The sequence below is a fragment of the Vibrio sp. JZG120 genome (assembly GCF_053890955.1).
Genome location: NZ_JBSRRK010000026.1, coordinates 1 through 16812, shown reverse-complemented (window position 1 = coordinate 16812; position 16812 = coordinate 1). Strand labels below are relative to the sequence as shown.

General features: G+C 45.9%; 18 protein-coding genes and 1 pseudogene. 3 read left to right on the top strand and 16 right to left on the bottom strand.

What is annotated here, in order from left to right:
- The first annotated feature begins 98 nt into the window (after positions 1 to 98).
- Both ACWPOD_RS23185 and ACWPOD_RS23180 read left to right on the top strand, forming a co-directional pair.
- Positions 99 to 1580, top strand: a complete 1482-nt coding sequence (locus ACWPOD_RS23185; protein ID WP_282150519.1) for a putative bifunctional diguanylate cyclase/phosphodiesterase — start codon at positions 99 to 101, stop codon at positions 1578 to 1580.
- Positions 1568 to 2033, top strand: a pseudogene (locus tag ACWPOD_RS23180) (IS3 family transposase); the annotation flags it as partial. The gene ACWPOD_RS23185 and the pseudogene ACWPOD_RS23180, both read left to right, overlap by 13 nt.
- A 264-nt stretch (positions 2034 to 2297) precedes the next feature.
- Here the strand turns inward: ACWPOD_RS23180 and ACWPOD_RS23175 are convergent.
- A complete protein-coding gene (locus tag ACWPOD_RS23175) occupies positions 2298 to 3332 on the bottom strand; it encodes an IS110 family RNA-guided transposase (protein WP_456232281.1) in 1035 nt (344 codons plus the stop codon).
- Positions 3333 to 3619: 287 nt separating this feature from the next.
- Between ACWPOD_RS23175 and ACWPOD_RS23170 the strand changes: the two genes are divergently transcribed.
- On the top strand, positions 3620 to 4951 hold the full coding sequence (locus ACWPOD_RS23170; RefSeq protein ID WP_282150521.1) for a Fic family protein: 1332 nt from the start codon (positions 3620 to 3622) through the stop codon (positions 4949 to 4951).
- 65 nt (positions 4952 to 5016) lie between these two features.
- Here the strand turns inward: ACWPOD_RS23170 and ACWPOD_RS23165 are convergent, their stop codons facing one another.
- From ACWPOD_RS23165 to ACWPOD_RS23095, 15 genes are all read right to left on the bottom strand, one after another.
- Positions 5017 to 5514 (bottom strand): hypothetical protein, encoded by a 498-nt coding sequence (locus ACWPOD_RS23165; protein ID WP_282150522.1) that lies wholly within the window; start codon positions 5512 to 5514, stop codon positions 5017 to 5019.
- 13 nt (positions 5515 to 5527) lie between these two features.
- Complete coding sequence (locus ACWPOD_RS23160; RefSeq protein WP_282150523.1) at positions 5528 to 6136, bottom strand: hypothetical protein; 609 nt, start codon at positions 6134 to 6136, stop codon at positions 5528 to 5530.
- Positions 6137 to 6145: 9 nt separating this feature from the next.
- Complete coding sequence (locus tag ACWPOD_RS23155; protein ID WP_282150524.1) at positions 6146 to 6814, bottom strand: hypothetical protein; 669 nt, start codon at positions 6812 to 6814, stop codon at positions 6146 to 6148.
- 21 nt (positions 6815 to 6835) lie between these two features.
- Positions 6836 to 8410, bottom strand: coding sequence for a hypothetical protein (locus ACWPOD_RS23150; RefSeq protein WP_395206130.1), 1575 nt, complete (start codon positions 8408 to 8410; stop codon positions 6836 to 6838).
- A complete protein-coding gene (locus ACWPOD_RS23145; RefSeq protein WP_395206129.1) occupies positions 8403 to 8834 on the bottom strand; it encodes a DNA-directed RNA polymerase subunit alpha C-terminal domain-containing protein in 432 nt (143 codons plus the stop codon). Before ACWPOD_RS23145 ends, ACWPOD_RS23150 begins: the two co-directional genes overlap by 8 nt.
- Before the next feature lie 46 nt (positions 8835 to 8880).
- The gene (locus ACWPOD_RS23140) at positions 8881 to 10530 is read right to left on the bottom strand and encodes a hypothetical protein (protein ID WP_256951995.1); all 1650 of its coding nucleotides are present in this window, start codon (positions 10528 to 10530) and stop codon (positions 8881 to 8883) included.
- A 281-nt stretch (positions 10531 to 10811) separates the two neighbouring features.
- Positions 10812 to 11162, bottom strand: a complete 351-nt coding sequence (locus ACWPOD_RS23135) for a hypothetical protein (protein WP_456232280.1) — start codon at positions 11160 to 11162, stop codon at positions 10812 to 10814.
- A complete protein-coding gene (locus tag ACWPOD_RS23130; protein ID WP_456232279.1) occupies positions 11162 to 11713 on the bottom strand; it encodes an N-acetylmuramoyl-L-alanine amidase in 552 nt (183 codons plus the stop codon). Before ACWPOD_RS23130 ends, ACWPOD_RS23135 begins: the two co-directional genes overlap by 1 nt.
- Positions 11714 to 11968: 255 nt before the next feature.
- Positions 11969 to 12265 (bottom strand): hypothetical protein, encoded by a 297-nt coding sequence (locus ACWPOD_RS23125; RefSeq protein WP_272165549.1) that lies wholly within the window; start codon positions 12263 to 12265, stop codon positions 11969 to 11971.
- Between the two features lie 95 nt (positions 12266 to 12360).
- Positions 12361 to 13125, bottom strand: coding sequence for a hypothetical protein (locus ACWPOD_RS23120; protein ID WP_456232278.1), 765 nt, complete (start codon positions 13123 to 13125; stop codon positions 12361 to 12363).
- Between the two features lie 9 nt (positions 13126 to 13134).
- Positions 13135 to 13419 (bottom strand): PAAR domain-containing protein, encoded by a 285-nt coding sequence (locus tag ACWPOD_RS23115; RefSeq protein WP_456232277.1) that lies wholly within the window; start codon positions 13417 to 13419, stop codon positions 13135 to 13137.
- 6 nt (positions 13420 to 13425) lie between these two features.
- Positions 13426 to 14196 carry a hypothetical protein gene (locus ACWPOD_RS23110; RefSeq protein WP_456232276.1) on the bottom strand — a complete coding sequence of 257 codons (771 nt, stop codon included), beginning with the start codon at positions 14194 to 14196 and terminating at the stop codon, positions 13426 to 13428.
- Positions 14193 to 15170, bottom strand: a complete 978-nt coding sequence (locus ACWPOD_RS23105; RefSeq protein ID WP_456232275.1) for a hypothetical protein — start codon at positions 15168 to 15170, stop codon at positions 14193 to 14195. The genes ACWPOD_RS23110 and ACWPOD_RS23105 overlap by 4 nt, the downstream gene beginning before the upstream one ends.
- Positions 15163 to 15924 carry a hypothetical protein gene (locus ACWPOD_RS23100; protein ID WP_237309711.1) on the bottom strand — a complete coding sequence of 254 codons (762 nt, stop codon included), beginning with the start codon at positions 15922 to 15924 and terminating at the stop codon, positions 15163 to 15165. Before ACWPOD_RS23100 ends, ACWPOD_RS23105 begins: the two co-directional genes overlap by 8 nt.
- Before the next feature lie 2 nt (positions 15925 to 15926).
- Positions 15927 to 16466 carry a hypothetical protein gene (locus ACWPOD_RS23095; protein ID WP_237309712.1) on the bottom strand — a complete coding sequence of 180 codons (540 nt, stop codon included), beginning with the start codon at positions 16464 to 16466 and terminating at the stop codon, positions 15927 to 15929.
- Positions 16467 to 16812: the final 346 nt, after the last annotated feature.

The following is a 16812-nucleotide window of genomic DNA, read 5'->3' as shown; positions in this document are numbered from 1 at the left end:
GGCAGAGATACGCAGCATGAGCTGGATCAACCACTTAAGGAATTAGCTTATGTGTCCAACCATTGGGGTCCACTTCTAATAATAATACTGTGGTAAATATGAAAAGAGATATAAAATCCTCCACTAAGTTCGTTTTTACCTACTTTGTGTTTGCGTCGCTATGGGTTTGGTTGTCAGATAAAGCAGTAGAACTCCTATCGAGCAATACACAAGTCTATACCTTGGTTCAATCACTGAAGGGAATGTTATTTATAGTGGTCACATCTTTATTGCTGTGGGGACTGGTAAAAAAGAACAATCGAGAACTTGAACAGGCGAATGACATTGACTCTGTAACAGGTTTACACAGCCCTTTGGTATTTTTTCGCTGCCTAGAACAAAAAATCCAAAATGCCAAAGAAGATGAGCACTACGTTCTTTTTCTTCTTGATATTGATAACTTTAAACCCATAGCCGATCGCCTCGGTTTTACGAAAAGTAGTCAGTTTTTAAAGGATATCGCACAATCTATTGACTCTCATACGGTCTTTCCTCTTCTCTCATCACGAATACACTCTGATGGGTTTGCTTGTTTGGTAAGAATGCATGATGAAAATCAAATAGCTCTGCACTTAGCTCGCGTTCAAAAGCAGTTTAATCAACATGCAAAAAATCATGAAATTGATGTGACATGCTCTATTGGTGTGGCCTTCTACCCGTATGATGGAGAGAGTGTCAAGCAACTCATGTCGTCGGCAAAATATGCTCTAGCTCAGGCAAAAAAAACAAAAAATACTATCCGATACCACGACAAAAAACTCGCTGAAGAAGATTTCCAAAAACAACGCATGATTATAGAGTTGCGTCATGCGATTCAAGAAGAGCAAATACAGATAGTCTTTCAACCAAAATATCGCCTAAAAGACAAGAGAATGACGGGAGTTGAAGTGCTATCTCGCTGGACCCACTCTCAATACGGAGATATATCTCCATCAGTATTTGTCACGCTGGCAGAAGAAAATAATCTTAGTAGCGCTTTAACGAAGCTAGTAATCAAGCAAGCATCAAAGCAACTTAAAGAAGCTCAGCTCCTAGGCCGTGTCATCCAAAGCGTATCTGTAAATATTTCAGCGACTGAGCTAAATAGCACTGAGGGTATTCATCAAATTGAGTATCAGCTAAATCAAGACACTGAACTTTCAAAATACCTATGCCTTGAAATCACAGAGACAGCCTCACTTAAGAATATAGAAAAGTGTGCAAGCCTAGTAACAAAAATGAAAAGGTGTGGTGTAGCGTTCTCTATCGATGACTTTGGGGTCGGTTATACCTCATTTAGAATTTTCAATAGACTCGACGTCGATGAAATCAAGATAGATCGTAGTTTCATCAAAGATATTGCGGTTGATTATCGTTCAAGAGCGATCACTTCAGGGATTATCGACATTGCAAAAGGGTTCGGAATTCAAGTCGTTGCGGAAGGAGTAGAAACCGATCACCAGTTACGAATTCTTGAAGAGTTAGGCTGTGAACAAGCCCAAGGTTTCTATCTAAGCCCCCCAATACCTGTTGAAGAATTAAAAGACAAATTAAATATATAGCGACAAGCGAAAGCTGGCTGTACTTGGCGGTAATTATTGACCTTTACTCAAGACAAGTAATTGGATGGTCTATGGATACCAGAATGAAGGCTACGCTGGTCTGTGATGCGCTATCAATGGCGTTGTTCCGTCGCGGATTCCCCGAGCAGGTTATCGTTCATAGTGATCGAGGTAGTCAGTACTGCTCAAAAGATTATCGAGATCTCATAACTGCTTATAATCTAGAAGAAAGTATGAGTAGGAAAGGAAATTGCTGGGACAATGCTTGTGTTGAGTGAGAGCTTCTTCCTTTCTATGAAAGTGGAAGCGATCCAATATGAGCCCATTATGACGAGAGACCAGATGCGCCAAACGATCTTCGAGTATATAGAGGTTGATTATAATCGGATGAGAAGGCACAGTGCTCTTGGGTATCTAAGCCCAGTTAACTTTGAACAACAAAATGTCGCTTAATGAAGTGTCCATATATGGTCTTCCCCATTTGTGCAAGCTGCATTTCAGATAAAAGGAACAAGGTTAGCTATCATATATCCGGCCTCTTGAGGAAGCTTTACTTAAACTTCGGACCTTGATGAATCATTCGCACGTGCCGTCCTTATCAGTCTGTCGGTTTTTATCCGTGGACACTTTCAGGTTTTCAGCACGTCGGTTTGACCTGTTTTTCATCGAGAATTGCAGTAACACAAATTTGGTATGTTTATTTGGGCTAGTTGTACACTATTGAGCTATTAACTTCTCAGCAGGTATGTATCTCTGCTTTTTAGCTACGATAACCCAAGCCATCCGAAGCATTTTGTTCGCATACGCAATGACCGCTCGATTAAAGCCTCTCTTTTCCACTAGTCGATTGATCCAACTACTCAGCATATCATTCTTGTTTTTGGAGCGAGCTACAACAGCTCGTGCACCATTGATTAACTGACTGCGGGTATAAGAGTCTCCACGCTTACTAATTCCAAGCAAAAGGGGTTTCCCTCCGGTACTATGCTGACGCGGAACCAGTCCGAGAGCAGCGGAAGCATCTCGACCCCGTTTAAATTGTTGTCTATCACCCATCCATGCTTTTAGTGTCATTCCAACGATTGGACCAATTCCTGGCATGGTAACGAGCCGTTGGCAGGTATCATCCTCTTTTGCAACAGATTTAATATAATCGTGATACCACTGAAGTTCTTCGCATAATTCTAATAGCCTTTGATGCTGACGATTCAATAGCATGCGAAATGTATCGGTCAAACCATTAGTCGCGTCTTCGAGAACCAAAGGAAGTTCTCGCTTAAAGGCGGGAACACTTTTTTCAATAACGATACCGTACTCACTAAGCAGGCCCCTTATGTGATTAATTAACCGTGTTTGTTCCACACTTAATAAACGACGTGTTTGGAGAATACTTTGTTCATCTTGCTGACCTAAACTTTTTACAGCAACTTGTCGAATAGAGCCGTGTTGTGATGCTTCTGCAATCGCTAGCGCATCATTGTAATCATTCTTTTGTCCGCGTAAGTATGCTTTCACGTGCTGAGCTGGTAATAACTGTACTTCATGCCCTAGCTTTTGAAATTCTCGCCCCCAGTAATGAGAAGAACCGCAGGCCTCCATCGCAATCGTGCATTGCTCGTGATTAGCGAAGAAAGGTATGACTTTATTTCTACTTAGTTTCTTTTTAGCGACTTGCTTACCATGTTCATTTAACGTTATAAAATAGAAAGAGTTTTTTGCCAAATCGATACCAACTGTTTTACATCTCATCATGAATCCCTCACTAATTCTTCAAACTGAATGCACATGTCAATTTTGCCTCAACATGTTGCTGACTAAAGTGAGGGGAAGACCATTTCATCAGTCTGGATGGAGCAGATCAGTTGGTCACTGGCATCAAATATTGATTGCTCGGGATGGCAGTTAAGGGAGCAACTGTACTATTGAAAGTATTCAGCAAAGCATTACACCTCTTACAATTCTTAGATAGATAAGCGATTGACTCTCACTGCCTGTGTGCAATACTGGATTCATTAAACATTTAAAAAAAGTTTCACGAGATGAGCAGAAAGATTGCGGGAGTTAGCGTCCCACCAGCAAAACCCACTGATTTCATTAAAGTAGTAGAGTTAATCGACAAGCTAGACCCAATTAAATACGGGTTTGACAGTAGCAGTAACTACTTGCATTGGAATGACTTTCAGTACCGTTCAAAAGAGTTTAAACGCGACCAAAAGAACTATGCTTGGCATGCCCTAAAAATTAGACGTAGCCTTAACGACATTTCGCTTGTTGATGAAAAGGGCAATCCGTTCCAACTTAGTGCCGCCAGTCTCGACGCTAAGCTATTCCGTATCGATAAACAGCTCAAATTAGAAGATTTGCCGCTATCTGCGCAAGATAAAAAGGCGCACCTAGTGAAAAGCGTGATCATGGAAGAAGCCATTAGCAGCGCCCAATTGGAGGGAGCGGCCACAACGCGTAAAGTCGCTAAGGAAATGCTTGAAACAGAACGTGAGCCTAAAGATGACTCCGAACGTATGATTATCAATAACTGGCGTTTGATCATGATGGCCGATGATCTTAAGGATGTAGAGCTCACACCAGAATTGATTAGCGGGTTTAATGACATTGCCACCGATGGCGTGTTAGAGAATGAGCACGTTGCTGGCCAATACAGAACGGATGCGGTCATGGTTAGAGACGTGGCCACTGGCGATATTGTTCACGAAGCGCCCGAACATGAGCACGTTTTGAAGCTCATCGAGCAACTATGTGACTTCGCTAATACCGACCATACCACCAGCACCAATTTTATTAACCCAATCGTTAAGGGTTGTATTCTGCACTTTATGATTGGCTACATACATCCATTCATGGACGGCAACGGGAGAACGGCTAGGGCGCTTTTCTATTGGTTCATCCTTAAGCATGGTTATGAGAACTTTAAGTACGTCTCGATCTCTGCTCCACTAAAACTCGCGTCAACCAAGTACGTTAGAAGCTACGTTTACACCGAAACGGACGACAACGACTTAACGCACTTTGTGGACTACCAGTTAACGGTCATCATTAAGGCGATTGAGCGCTTTAACGAGTACATCAAATCTAAAATTGAAGATACGAGAGAGGTGCGGGAGCTGCTAGACGACTCCAAGCTTAAGGATGTGTTGAAGCTGCCGCACATTGTGATTCTGACCAAGGGATTAGAAACCGCCGGACGTGTCTTTTCAGTTAAGGAAATTCAGTCTGATTTTGACGTGTCTCATACCTCTGCGCGCAAGTATCTTGAGAAGCTGGTAGAGCTGAAATTGCTGTTCAAATCAAAGGATGGCAACGAGAATACCTACATTGCACCAGCCGACTTGAAAGATAGGCTAACCAAAGCTTAAGAGCATCAAAAAAGCCGCCTAATTGGCGGCCTTTTTGTGGGGAATAGAATAGGTTGGTTTGGCGATTAGAAGTCTACCCAGTTGTATTGCAGTGTGATAGCTGGCTTAACCAGTGCCGCAGTATCTTCTGTTGATAGGTCGATCACGTCTGCGCGCACTTTTACGTGCTCTAAACGGAATCGATGTGACTTAGCACCCTTACCTTTAGTCGATTCAGGCGTAGACTCGATAACCACTGTGACCATTTTCTTGTCACGAACGATTTCACGCAGCATATCTAGCACTGTACCAGTGATAGTTTCTACGCACGTTACCGCGATTTCGCCTTTATTCTCAAGCGCACCATTTTGGATGTAGCCCAAGCCCATTTGGCCAAAATCTTCTACGTCTGCACGACTCATTGCTGGAAACTGAGTAGAACGAACCAAAACGCTGATATTTGGGTATTCTTCGATTTTCATTTCGAACTCTGTACCCATCATCTTTTCGCCAGCTTGGACGTTCTTAGTGAATTTCTGTTTCAAGAAATTCATATCGCCTTTTGCGTTAAATGCTCCGGCCATAATTACACCTATTCTATTGGAAGTGGTTAGCAATCTGTGACTGATTAATCATTTGCTTAGGAGCGGCGGTAATAGTTACCGTGTTGTAAGCGAAATTGCCGTCTCGCGTCTTAGGTGCGTTAATGTCATAACTCACCTCGCTAATTCGCATAGGTAGATTGAGCGCTTTGCCAATCTTGAATCTCGCATCACTTGGAACACGGCCACCAAGGCCATCGTAACTGACTGGAACAGTATTTTGCAGCTCGGGACTGATCATCTGAGCCAGGTATTTAATGGGATCATTAACCTCGGATTTGGCATTGGTGAACGCGACAAATTTAAGCGTTATGGTTATCTCTGGCGGTTCGTTCCCTTGCCAAACTTGCTGACTGTTCCATAGTGTTTTACTCGTCTTATCCGACACGGTTTGCGCGATTGAGGACGTTTTATCTAGGGCATTGATGTTACCCACGGAATCGCCCTCAAACGGCGCTTCCCATATCGCTCTAAAGGCAAGCTGACACTCATCAGTCATGTAACCAATGACCGTAACCTCTTGACCGCCTATGACTTGTGTAATGGCGCATTTATTGTGGATAGACACGCCATCATCATTAGGTACGCCGACAATTACAGCCATTGCTTACCCTTACTTGTCTATACCGCGAGAATCGCGCATGCGGTTAGACTTTTTGCGAGCTGCTTTAGCCGCTGAGCTGTGAGCTTTCGCGCGCGCTTTCTTAAGTGCTGCTTTTTGTGCTGCACTCATACGGCGCTTACGGCGATTGGTTTTGATGTAAGTTACCTTGCCGTCACGGATCACTTTCTTAAGCGCTTCAAGCATCATGGATTCACGAACGGCGAACTCTGCGATCGCTTCGTCTGAGTCCACGTTGTCTAGGCCACGCTCTAGGGATTCAAAGATGCGATCTGCCGCTTCTGGATCTTCCAGTGCTTCTAGCATGTCGCCCTCTTTTGGCTGGCCAACTTGAGCAATAAACTCGCTAGCCGCTTCTTGTAGCGATTCGTATAGCGCTGCTTGGCCATCGGTTAGCTCTGCATCGTCATCGCCACCAGCCATGCCAAATAGCATTGCGTCTAGGTTGTCGATTGAGCTGTCACCACCGTTAACCCACTGAACACAAGCTGCTGCTGCGTCTTGGCGAGCCATGATGGTTGATGCACGGTTGATTGACTCAAGAAGTTGGTCTTCTGTTACAGACTCAAAAAATGCAGTTTCAGTTTGTTCCTGCTCGGCCACTTGTGGCATCACAAATGGGCGAGCAAGAACAGAACCCTCAGAAAACATTGATTTCATTCTATTCTTGCTCTTTGTTGATTAACGGATTAGTACAGGTTCACCAAGGATTCGACGTGCGGAGCCAGTTGGACAGAACGACCAAGTGACTTTCCAGTAATCGATTTCGACTTGCTTAACTTCCAGCGTCCAAGCGTTCTCGCCGTCTTGAGCTGGATTGCGAGGTGTCACTAGCGCACCAACGGCTTCATAGCCCTCTAGGATACTGGCCATACCGTCAGTTAGACCCTCAAGCGTTGCACCGTCAGGTTGGTGTTTTAGGCGATTACCTAGTGCGTAGAAGTCGCGTGAGATAGCGTCAGCAATAGACACGACTTGCTCAAAACGTAGGTAGTTTTCAGCCGCAGATGACGTTAGAGAGTCATCAATGAACAGGTTGCCGTTTTCGTCTGTGCCTAGTTTGTTTAGACGTGCCTTGTACATTTCTTGGTAGTTAGGCTCGCCAGCACCTTGGATTGGTTTTAGGCCAGTACGTTGGATAACAGCACGTTCAACACCCGCTGGTGTGTAGTGCCAACCGCCGACCGGAGAGGTCTTAGCAACGCCAAGCGCTTTAGCTGCAAAGCCGATACCTGAGCCGCCCCATACCGCCATGTTGCCGTAGAAACGACACTTAGCTTGGTAAGGGATATGCACGAATGAAGCGCGATGATTGTTGAAGTTCAGACCTTTTTTGAACTCCAATGCCGCTTCGTGCGTTAGGCGAGGATCAACATCGAAGTAGCCAGAAATGCGTTTGTCTTTACAGATTTGCGCTAGGTCAGTGATTACCGCTGTTTCGTAGCAGCCCAAACCACAAACGTAGTTGTAGCTGTACACGGTCGTGCGTAGTGCTTTCACTGCTTTCTGGTAATCTTCAGCCGTAATGTCGCTAATATTGCCGTTGGTCGCGCCAGTGAATTTGGTTTTAGCAATTGCAGTAACTTCGCGTTTCGCTACTTCTGCATCGATACGACAAGTTAGGTACTGCGAACGTTCTTCAAGAACAGTCTCGATAAACGCAGCGCTACCCATTTGGTCTACTGCTGTAGGCTCTAGGGATACAACCCATTCTTCTAGCACTACAGAGCCACCAGCCGCTTGTTCTTCCTCTAGGGTAAGAGTGAACATGCCAGCGCCATAAACTTGCTCATCGGCTTTTGCTAGTGTGATAGAACGGTTGTCTGATTGAGCACCGTCTTTGATAGCGAACGCTAAAAATTCGCCTTCTTCTAGCGATAGGTCAGCCGAGTAGCTGATCGCTTCGTTAGTAATCGTTACCTCGTCTGCTGGTTTAGTTAGCTTGATAGCTGGATAGGTTGCCGTTTTTGGTACGACACGAACCACGTAGCCATTACCGCCGCGCAATGCTTCATCAAGAACGCGCATGCCGTCAGCCAATTTGCCAAGGCTTGAGTGGTAAGGCTTACCTAGTTTGTCTAGGAAGTTAGCCGCCGTTACCGGAATAACCTCGAACGGCTTACCTTTTTGAGACACTATCACACCGCCAAACACTAGCTGGTTTGAGCCAGTGCCTTGCTTAGTTGTCGAGTCAGCGTTAATTGGCGCAACCGCAACTTGTGAGACGTTATCTATTGAAAATTCAATCTTACTCATTCTCTGTCTCTTTCAGCGTTAGATCCTGTGCTGCAAGCTGGTCTACAATTTCTTGCAAACCCGCTTGAGCAATACCTTTCACCGCAATAACGTTGTCTTTCGTCATTTCGGTTAGTTGCTCAACCGTTGTCACACCGTGGTTAATCAGTGCTTTTTCAACGCTTGCACTAAGCTCAAGCGCGGATAGCGCCGTGCCGTTGTCGCTGGTGGCTGTGTCTGGTTGCTTCTGAGCTTCTGGTAAAACCGTTGGCTCAAGACGAACCGAAACGAGGCCGTTTGGATAGGCCGCTTCCACTTCGTGTTTGAAGCGGTTCACGTTGAAAACTGAGAGAGGGAAATCTTTAGTCAGTGGTGGCATGACGCGACCCTGTACCGTGATTTCCTTTGGTGTGAGGTTGGTGACTAAAACGATCGTTTCTTTCATCGTACTCCCCAAGAGCGGCAGCCCGTAAGACTGCCGCTTACTTGCCTTACGCCGCAGCTGCTACAGGAGCTTCGTCGATAAGTTTCACACGGTAGAAGTAGTTCTCACCGTCGAATGGATGGATCTCGCCGTAGGCCAATTCGTATAGCGTGTTAGACGCTACTAGACCTTTGCCGATCGGATGTGTGTACATGGTTGCTGCGATCGCATCACCCGCTACGTAACCCGCTTCTGAGTGAGAAGAACCGCGACCGTAACAAAGCATGTCGTTCGTACCGATAACTACCGGACACTCGAACACTTTCCACATGCCGAACAATTTACCTGCGTAGTGGATAGCGTTTTTCTGTTGGTATTTAGCCGGAGCAACGAAGTATGGAGCACCAAGAGACTTAAGTATTGTTGACGCGCCAGTACCAGCAAAGATACCTGTCATGCCAGTTGTGCGAGTCGCTTGTAGGATCTTCGTAGAAACGTTTAGAAGAACTTCGTTTAGACGTTCACGATGTAGACGCCAATCTTCACCAGCCGCTACGTAGATATTGAATGTTTCTTCGCGCGTACAAGCAAAGTCCATATCTACTAGGTGGCGAGTCGCTTTTTCCGATGCCAATGTGTTGCGCATGTGACTCATCTGTAGAGATTTCAGATCTTGGCCAAACTCGCGTTGCATTGTGAACATCGCTTGGATCGTCGCGTCTGCTGCGATTGCGTTTTGACGTGGGCGCAGTATGCGAGAATCCATATCATGGTCGATCGTCGGGATAAGGTCAGGGCGTCTTTCAATGTCTACTTCGAACTCGATATGCAGAACGGTCTCTGCTGGCAGGGCCGATGTTGGAGTGACGGTAACTTTGCCTTTTGCATGGTCTATCTGACAGTTAATAACCATACCATTGTGAGTGCCTGTCATTATTTGACTGCCGTTGCTGTCTAGGTCGCGAGCCACACGTTTATGGTTAATAAATAGGGAAACAGATGTCTTCGTGAATGGGATTTCAAACTTGGTGTGCTGTAGGTCAGTCTTAGAGTCAAAGACGTGAGTTTTCTTAGTGCCGTCTGGTTGTTGTTCAGCGACAAACTTGTAACGCTGACGCATAGACGAGTATTGGCCAACCGTTGCTTGGTCGATTTCAGTGCCCGCTGCGAAGTCACCAAAGTTTGAGCCAGTGCGGCGGTACACTTTGAAGATCTCAACTTCGTTGGCTCCCGCTGGGATCATCGTTACAGCGTCAAGTGTTGCTGTCTCTAAAAGCACAGGCAGCACTAGGCCAACCATTTTCGCGCGGATTTCAACACCCTCTGACGTTGATAGAGACTGACCGATAGACTCAAGCATCATTGCGCCTGTTGAGCCATCACGCTTAGCGCCCTCTAATGTCATCATGTTACGCATAGTTGCGTGAGCTGATGCCATTAGTTCGTCGCTAGGTAGGTGGCCGTAAGTCTTTTCGTATTCACGTACCGCAGATTGCATACCTGATACGATGCCAACCGCTGTTTCTTGAGACACTGACTCGAACATAGGCTCATTCGCAATGGCTGACAAAATAGCCGCGCCACGAGAATTGTCGTCAGTTAGAAACATGCCTGTTTGTGAATCGAATTGGGATTCGATACACAGATTACGCATTGCTTGAGCGCCTAAATGAATCGCCTCAATGCGTTTGTTGAAGTTAGAACGTTTATCTGCCATGTAAATAAACCTTAGTTATTAATTGAGTGCATTCGGAATCGTTAAGCCGCAGAAAAGCGGTAAAAACTCGCTCAATTTCGGATAGTAATTAAGATTTAATGCGAAAAAAACAGGGGTGAAGTTGAATTTAACTTATTGTTATATAGTGAATTTATGTCTTTTTGTGCGCGTTTGTGGGAATGGTAACGACAGGGGTTTCTATGTCGTTGATCGTGTGTTTTTACTGAGAGAAAAGGGGATAGGAAAGGACAACTAAAAAAAATTTAAAAAATTTTTAGTTGTTATAGGGTTCCAGCCAAAAAGCCGAACACATTGCTTAGCAGCTCTTGTGTGTCAGTCTCTAAGCCTGGAAGCTTAACACCATAGAAAACGGCCAATAAGTCACGAACAATGAGTTGATAAACGACCACCAGCGCGATGCTCCACATCATAGCGGCGCGTCCAGTACGTACCAATGTGTTAGAGCTGGCAGCTTCAAGCTCTGCCAGTTTGTAGGCAAACTCTTTGCGTTCTTCGTCACTGGTAAACACACGATCACTAAACTCGGTTAGTTCGTGGATAATGCCACCTACTTTCTCGCTGGTGGCGCTCTTAAATAGGCGGCTTGTAAACACTTTTGCTAGTCCCATCATTAATTGCTCTCTTTAATGTGTTCTGCGAACGCTTCTGCCAGTGCTACGGCTAGCTTTTCGCGCAGTTCTAATCCCTTTTGCAACGACTCATCGTTAGACAAAAAGAACGGCTCCAAAATCACGGCTGGCATTTTGGTTTTCATCAAGAAACGCCAACCGCGAGTATCAGTACCAGTGTTCGAGATAGGCTTAAGACCACGATTACGCTGTCCGATAAGTTCAGCCACCGCTTTTTGTAGGCGCAGAGCGAGTGCTTGGCTCTTGGCTGACTTATGCCAATGCAATGTCTCTGAGCCTTGAACGTCTTTATTGGCCACGCTGTTACAATGTAACTCGATGGCATAGTTAGCGGCCGAACCGTTCACGTCATCGATCATGCGTGAGTAGGTATCTCGGTACATGATCACTGGAAGAATGTCGCGCTTATGCAGTTCGGCAGCCAATAAGCTGGCTAGGGGATGATTGTATGCGTACTCATTTATTCCGAATGTTTCATTATGTGCGCCACCATCTTTGAAGCTATGACCAACAATAATACAGACTTTTTTCATTTTAAGATTTCCAAACTCAAGTTAACTAACATATAGTTATGGGTTGACCATGTTCGGAATAGGAGGTATATTATTTAGGTCAGCTCGTTGTCCTAGTCGAGCTGCGGTTATTGACACTGGATGAGTGTTTTAACTTCATTCAACTTTACAAGCCTGTAATTTAGCTTCTGCACTTGCCGCGAACCATCTCACTGTCGCGGCTTTTTTTTGCCTGTCGCATAGAAAAAACCAGCGCGAACGCTGGCTTTGCTTGGATTATGGTCGGTTTTGAACTGGCTCTATCTTGTTTGATTTAAAGTAATCAATAATAGGGCTTACTCGATACGGCTCTACATGGAAGCTGGCCATTACCTGATCGTTGCGCATCAAGTAAAACTGATTTCCGTTGTATCGTACTGCATCAAATATCACGTTCATTTTGCATCCATCGTACATGTACTCGCCATCGACGCTAAGGCTTTTGCGTATCACAAAGGATAGGTGCGCCTTGGTCGCTTTAAGCTCATTACGGACTTTAACTAAGTTAATCGCCAGTACGATAAGGAGCGACAATAATCCGCATAACTCGTATGCGTTAAGGTTAATTTAAATAGCTCATATTGTTAATTTTTATTACGAATAGGAATCTTACAAAATACAAAAACATTCTACAGGATAAATATCTCTGCTGTCGCGTATTTGATGCTCGGTTTTTTCGTTTGGTTGCTGCAAATGGTAAACGAAATCGCCTTAGTGAAGTAGTCCAGCGCCAAGATGCGTTCCTCTTTCGACGCAATGATCATTGCCTCAATCACCTTGCTTGAGCTGGCCACGCCACCAGCAAGCGGAGTCATTACCTCGTTTAGTGCATCGGCCTTGTTGGCCAGTTCTGGCGGTAAGACTGGCGGCGGTAAGGTTGCACCACCATCTGAGCCACTACCGCCCGTTGGTGGCGCTGGTGGCGTTAGGGCTCCGTTGATTTGGGCCATTAGGGACACTGCCTCATCAACATGGCCAGAAAGACCGTTGATCACTGCCTCAAGTGCTTTCAGTTCTTCCTTGCTGGTAATTGGCAAGATACTCGGAACGGGTACGTTGTCCTCTGTGCCATCAACCTTGTGTTTGACGTTCACACCAATAGACACTTGTTCGAGGTCGGTTGGAGCGGTGATCAACACTAGGTGCTCATTCCATTGCGTTAACGTGGCCACCGTTGCGCTCACTGAGCTATTCAAACCCTTAAGCGTTGCCACCAACTGCGATGCGCCTTGGTAGTCCTCAATATCCTTGCTCACGCAGCCTGATAGCTTCTCTGACAAGCTTTCACACTTCACTTTAAGGGATTTGCCTCGGGTAAGGTTCTCCGCTTCTTTGAGGCCGCCTAAGTCTAAAAACTGGCGAAACTGCTCGATTTGCTCTTGTATGTCTAACATCAAATTGCCTCAATCAATCGTCAGTAAGTCGTTACCGTTCACCAGCGTAGCGCCACACCCAAGGGCATCGCCTACTACTGCGACCGGAACGCCATTGACAGTAAGTTTTGAACTACCAGTAATAACGCCAACGTGCGGCGGGTTATCTGGCTTTACGTTCATGACGGATATATCACCCGTCCCTAAAACATTGATTCCATTCACGGTTAATAGTGGCTGGCCAGTAACAAAAACACCTGGACTAAAGCCACCATGACCACTATCCACACTCCCTACAATTCCTACGGCTGGCATGGCGCATTACCCTAATGTAAATGGAGCTGCGGCAGCCTTAACAGCGAACTGGCCACCAGCATCGATATTGACGTTACCACTCGCTTTAATGGTCACTTCATTGCCCTCTAGGTTGGCTTTACCGGAGGCTTTTACGGTTGCATTACCACCCGCTTCGATGTTCGCATCGCCTTTCACTTTGATAGTTAGTGCGCCTCCAACTTGCTCCAATGTGTTCCCTGTTGAGCTGCGAAACGCATTGCCCTCGACGTGGATAACACATTGGCCATCTGGCGTAATTTCAATGGCCGTGCCGCTTTGGGTATGCGTTACTGAGTAGCCGCCTTGATGCGTGATGAGCTCGCGCAAACCAAATCGCACAAAGAGCGCATCTTTGCGGTCATAGGCTGGTGGCTCGGGTTCACCCTCGGCTCGTTTAGGTTGATAGGCTTCGCCGTTCACCTCGCTTGGTAAGTACGATTCGTAGTTAGGCGCGTAGTAAAGTGATCCGGTAATACGGGGATAACGGGTATCGCCATTGCGAGGAAAATCCACCCAAACCAGATCCCCTTTTTCCACTGGCACTGCATGGCCGCTACTCGGTTTTGCGCCCAATGGCAGTAGAAACTCAGCAAAGGGGAGATTCTTATCGGGGATTGCATCCCAATAACCAAGCAAGCGAACGGATACCATGTACAAACCTTTCGGATGGACGGTATTTACCACCTCGGCCTGATAGCTACCAAACAAGCGGTTAGTGACGTTGGTGCGTGTTCTGTTCTCTGACGAATCGCTCATAGGTTGCGTACTCCTAACTCGATACGACACTGATACCGGTTCCCACGTTGGCAATGGGCGACACGGTTTATGATTTGTTTCTCTGGCATGGATTCATCCAGCTCGATAGCGGGTAGCCGTTTATGGAATAGCACTGAGCACACCGAAAGAGGCGTAAAGGCAGTATTTCCGGTAAGTTCCACATCCAAAATAGGGATGATGGCCATGTGTTGATTATTCAGCGCCTTGGCTTGTGGGACGCTAACCATAACCATAGCGCCCGAACGTTTACCGCCTTGGAAACCCTCGACGGTATCCCAAGAGGCATAGTTACGGTTAAGAACGCGCTCAAACAGGGCTTCCTCTCCGATAATGGAGTAGTTCGCAATGCTGTGCTCTGCTTCCTCTGGATTCGACTGTTCCAGCTTGAATTGCTCGCTCATATCCATGTTCTTGAGCGACTTAAAGTGCATAACACCACGGCAGATAAACGCTGCTGAACCGTAATCTCTGGCCATTGTTCGAATTAAGCGAGACTTAGTGCCACCAGCGTTTAAATGGTACGTAGCGCTACGCTCAAAGCTGTCACATTCGATTTTTAGATCGGGTAATAGCTCGGCCAGAATGTCTCTAGGCTGCATTTCGACAAAGAATCGAGGTGCTGTGACTGGCTCTTTAAGTAGGTGTGCGTCCTTTTGGAACGCTTGAACCGTTAGCATGCCGTCAGCGCTGGTGGACTTGGCCACAATGAATTTTTCAATCCAAACCTGATCGCCTCGTTCGTTCACATCGGCCATCGTGACCTCTATCTCTGAACCGCGCTTAATCCCGTAGTCATCCCGATAAACGGCAGCCTGATCCATGATTTCCATAACCAGCTTGTTGCCGTCCATCGAAGCGCACTCAATGTAGGTAAACGAATGAATGTGCTCGATAGGTATGTCATTTTCGTTGGTGACAACTTTTTGGGCGAGAAAGTATTCTTTATTACTCAATGACTCGGCCTCCCATACCAATCGCGCCCTGACGGACAGTGATCGACTCGGCCTCATAAACCTCTGCAATCACTTCAAAAGAGATTGAGGAAGCAAACAGGCGAGTATTTTCATGGTCTACTTCGGCGGGTTCGGTCATCGCATCTTTACGGCCACGTATCTCGATGCTGATTTCCATTTCAGTATCAGCGAGCATGGTTTTCGCTCTGAATACGTGCTTACGCTTGCCCTTGGTATGACGTAGCCAAACGATTAAACCTAGCGCTAGGCGGCTAAGGGTAGACTGGTTCCAAGCTAGGGCATTAATGCGGTAGGTAAGTGCGACAAAGGACTTATTAACCACGGCATAAGGTTGATCTTGCTCATTGGTTAGTTCGCCACAATCAGCAATATCGACGTACTCCGCGCCATCAACAAATCCAATCACCGGATCGCGCGTGATATAGCAAACAGGCAAAAGCTCATTACGGTTTGCTTTCACCTTGTCACCTAGTTTGGCTGTCAACTTAGATAGGAATGACACTGGATCGGTAAAGTTGCCGTAATAAATCTTTCTCGATTTATCACGGCCAACAAAGCGAGAAAACTCACTGTTCTCTCGCCGTTTAGTGTCAGTCACAACTAAGGAATCAAGCACGTTCTGGAAAAAGGCAGCCACCGCACGATCGATGTCGGTTAGCTCTGTGTGTTCCACCTTGCCATCGAATGTCACTACATCGCATGGGATTTCAAAGAACGTCTCATTCAGTTGCATGATTAGTCCTCCAAATCGTCCAGCTCGTAATACTTACGGCCTTTTACGATAGTGATGCACTTATCGCTTCGGTGTAAGGTCACATCGAACTTGTGGAAGTTGCTCGTTAGGATAGGGAGGTAAGCCGATACTGGCTCATTGCGCTGGTAGCCGTCTCGCGTTTTGCGGCCTTTACCGGATCGGTTGCCCTCATAGATTTGAATGACCGCGCAATCAAAATCAATCTTGGCCATATCTGCGATCGCTGCGTCTAGGTCTTTGCACACGTTAAGTACGTTCGCGCATAACATGACGCAAAAACGGCGTTTTGAGCTGTCAATTTCGGCAATATTGTTTACTACGTCTAACGATTTCGAGTTCGGGTCATAGTGAGTGACTGTCATGATCTGCTTGTGGTAGTTAGTGAGGTATTCTTCTGTTAGGTCGGGAAACTTACCGCAACCAAAGTTAAGAATGTTATTCGCGTATGACCAGTTAGGTGCAAGTCTACTAAGGCGCTTGGCACTGGCTGGCACCTGCTTTCGGCTAGTCTGTAATGTCATGCACACTCCAAAATTGGAGTGGCGCTTTAAGGATGGGGTGGACTAGGGCTGATATGAGCGCAAATTATACACCTCGACGCTATTAACCCTAAATAATCAAAATGGCGCATATAAATGTGATGCGCATCATATACATCTCGTTAACTCTCGAGTAAATAGCACACTATTAAAAATCATTATCATTTTCATTGGCGTCAGTTAAGTAGCAAGGGCTGTATTTATGCGTATTTATACTTTGATATTTTTCTTCCTCTTTTCCACTATTACACGGCTTTGTTGCTTAAATCGATGGAACTAAATCAAGAAGCTACGATCTGATCGGCTACACCCATTAATCGTCGTAGCC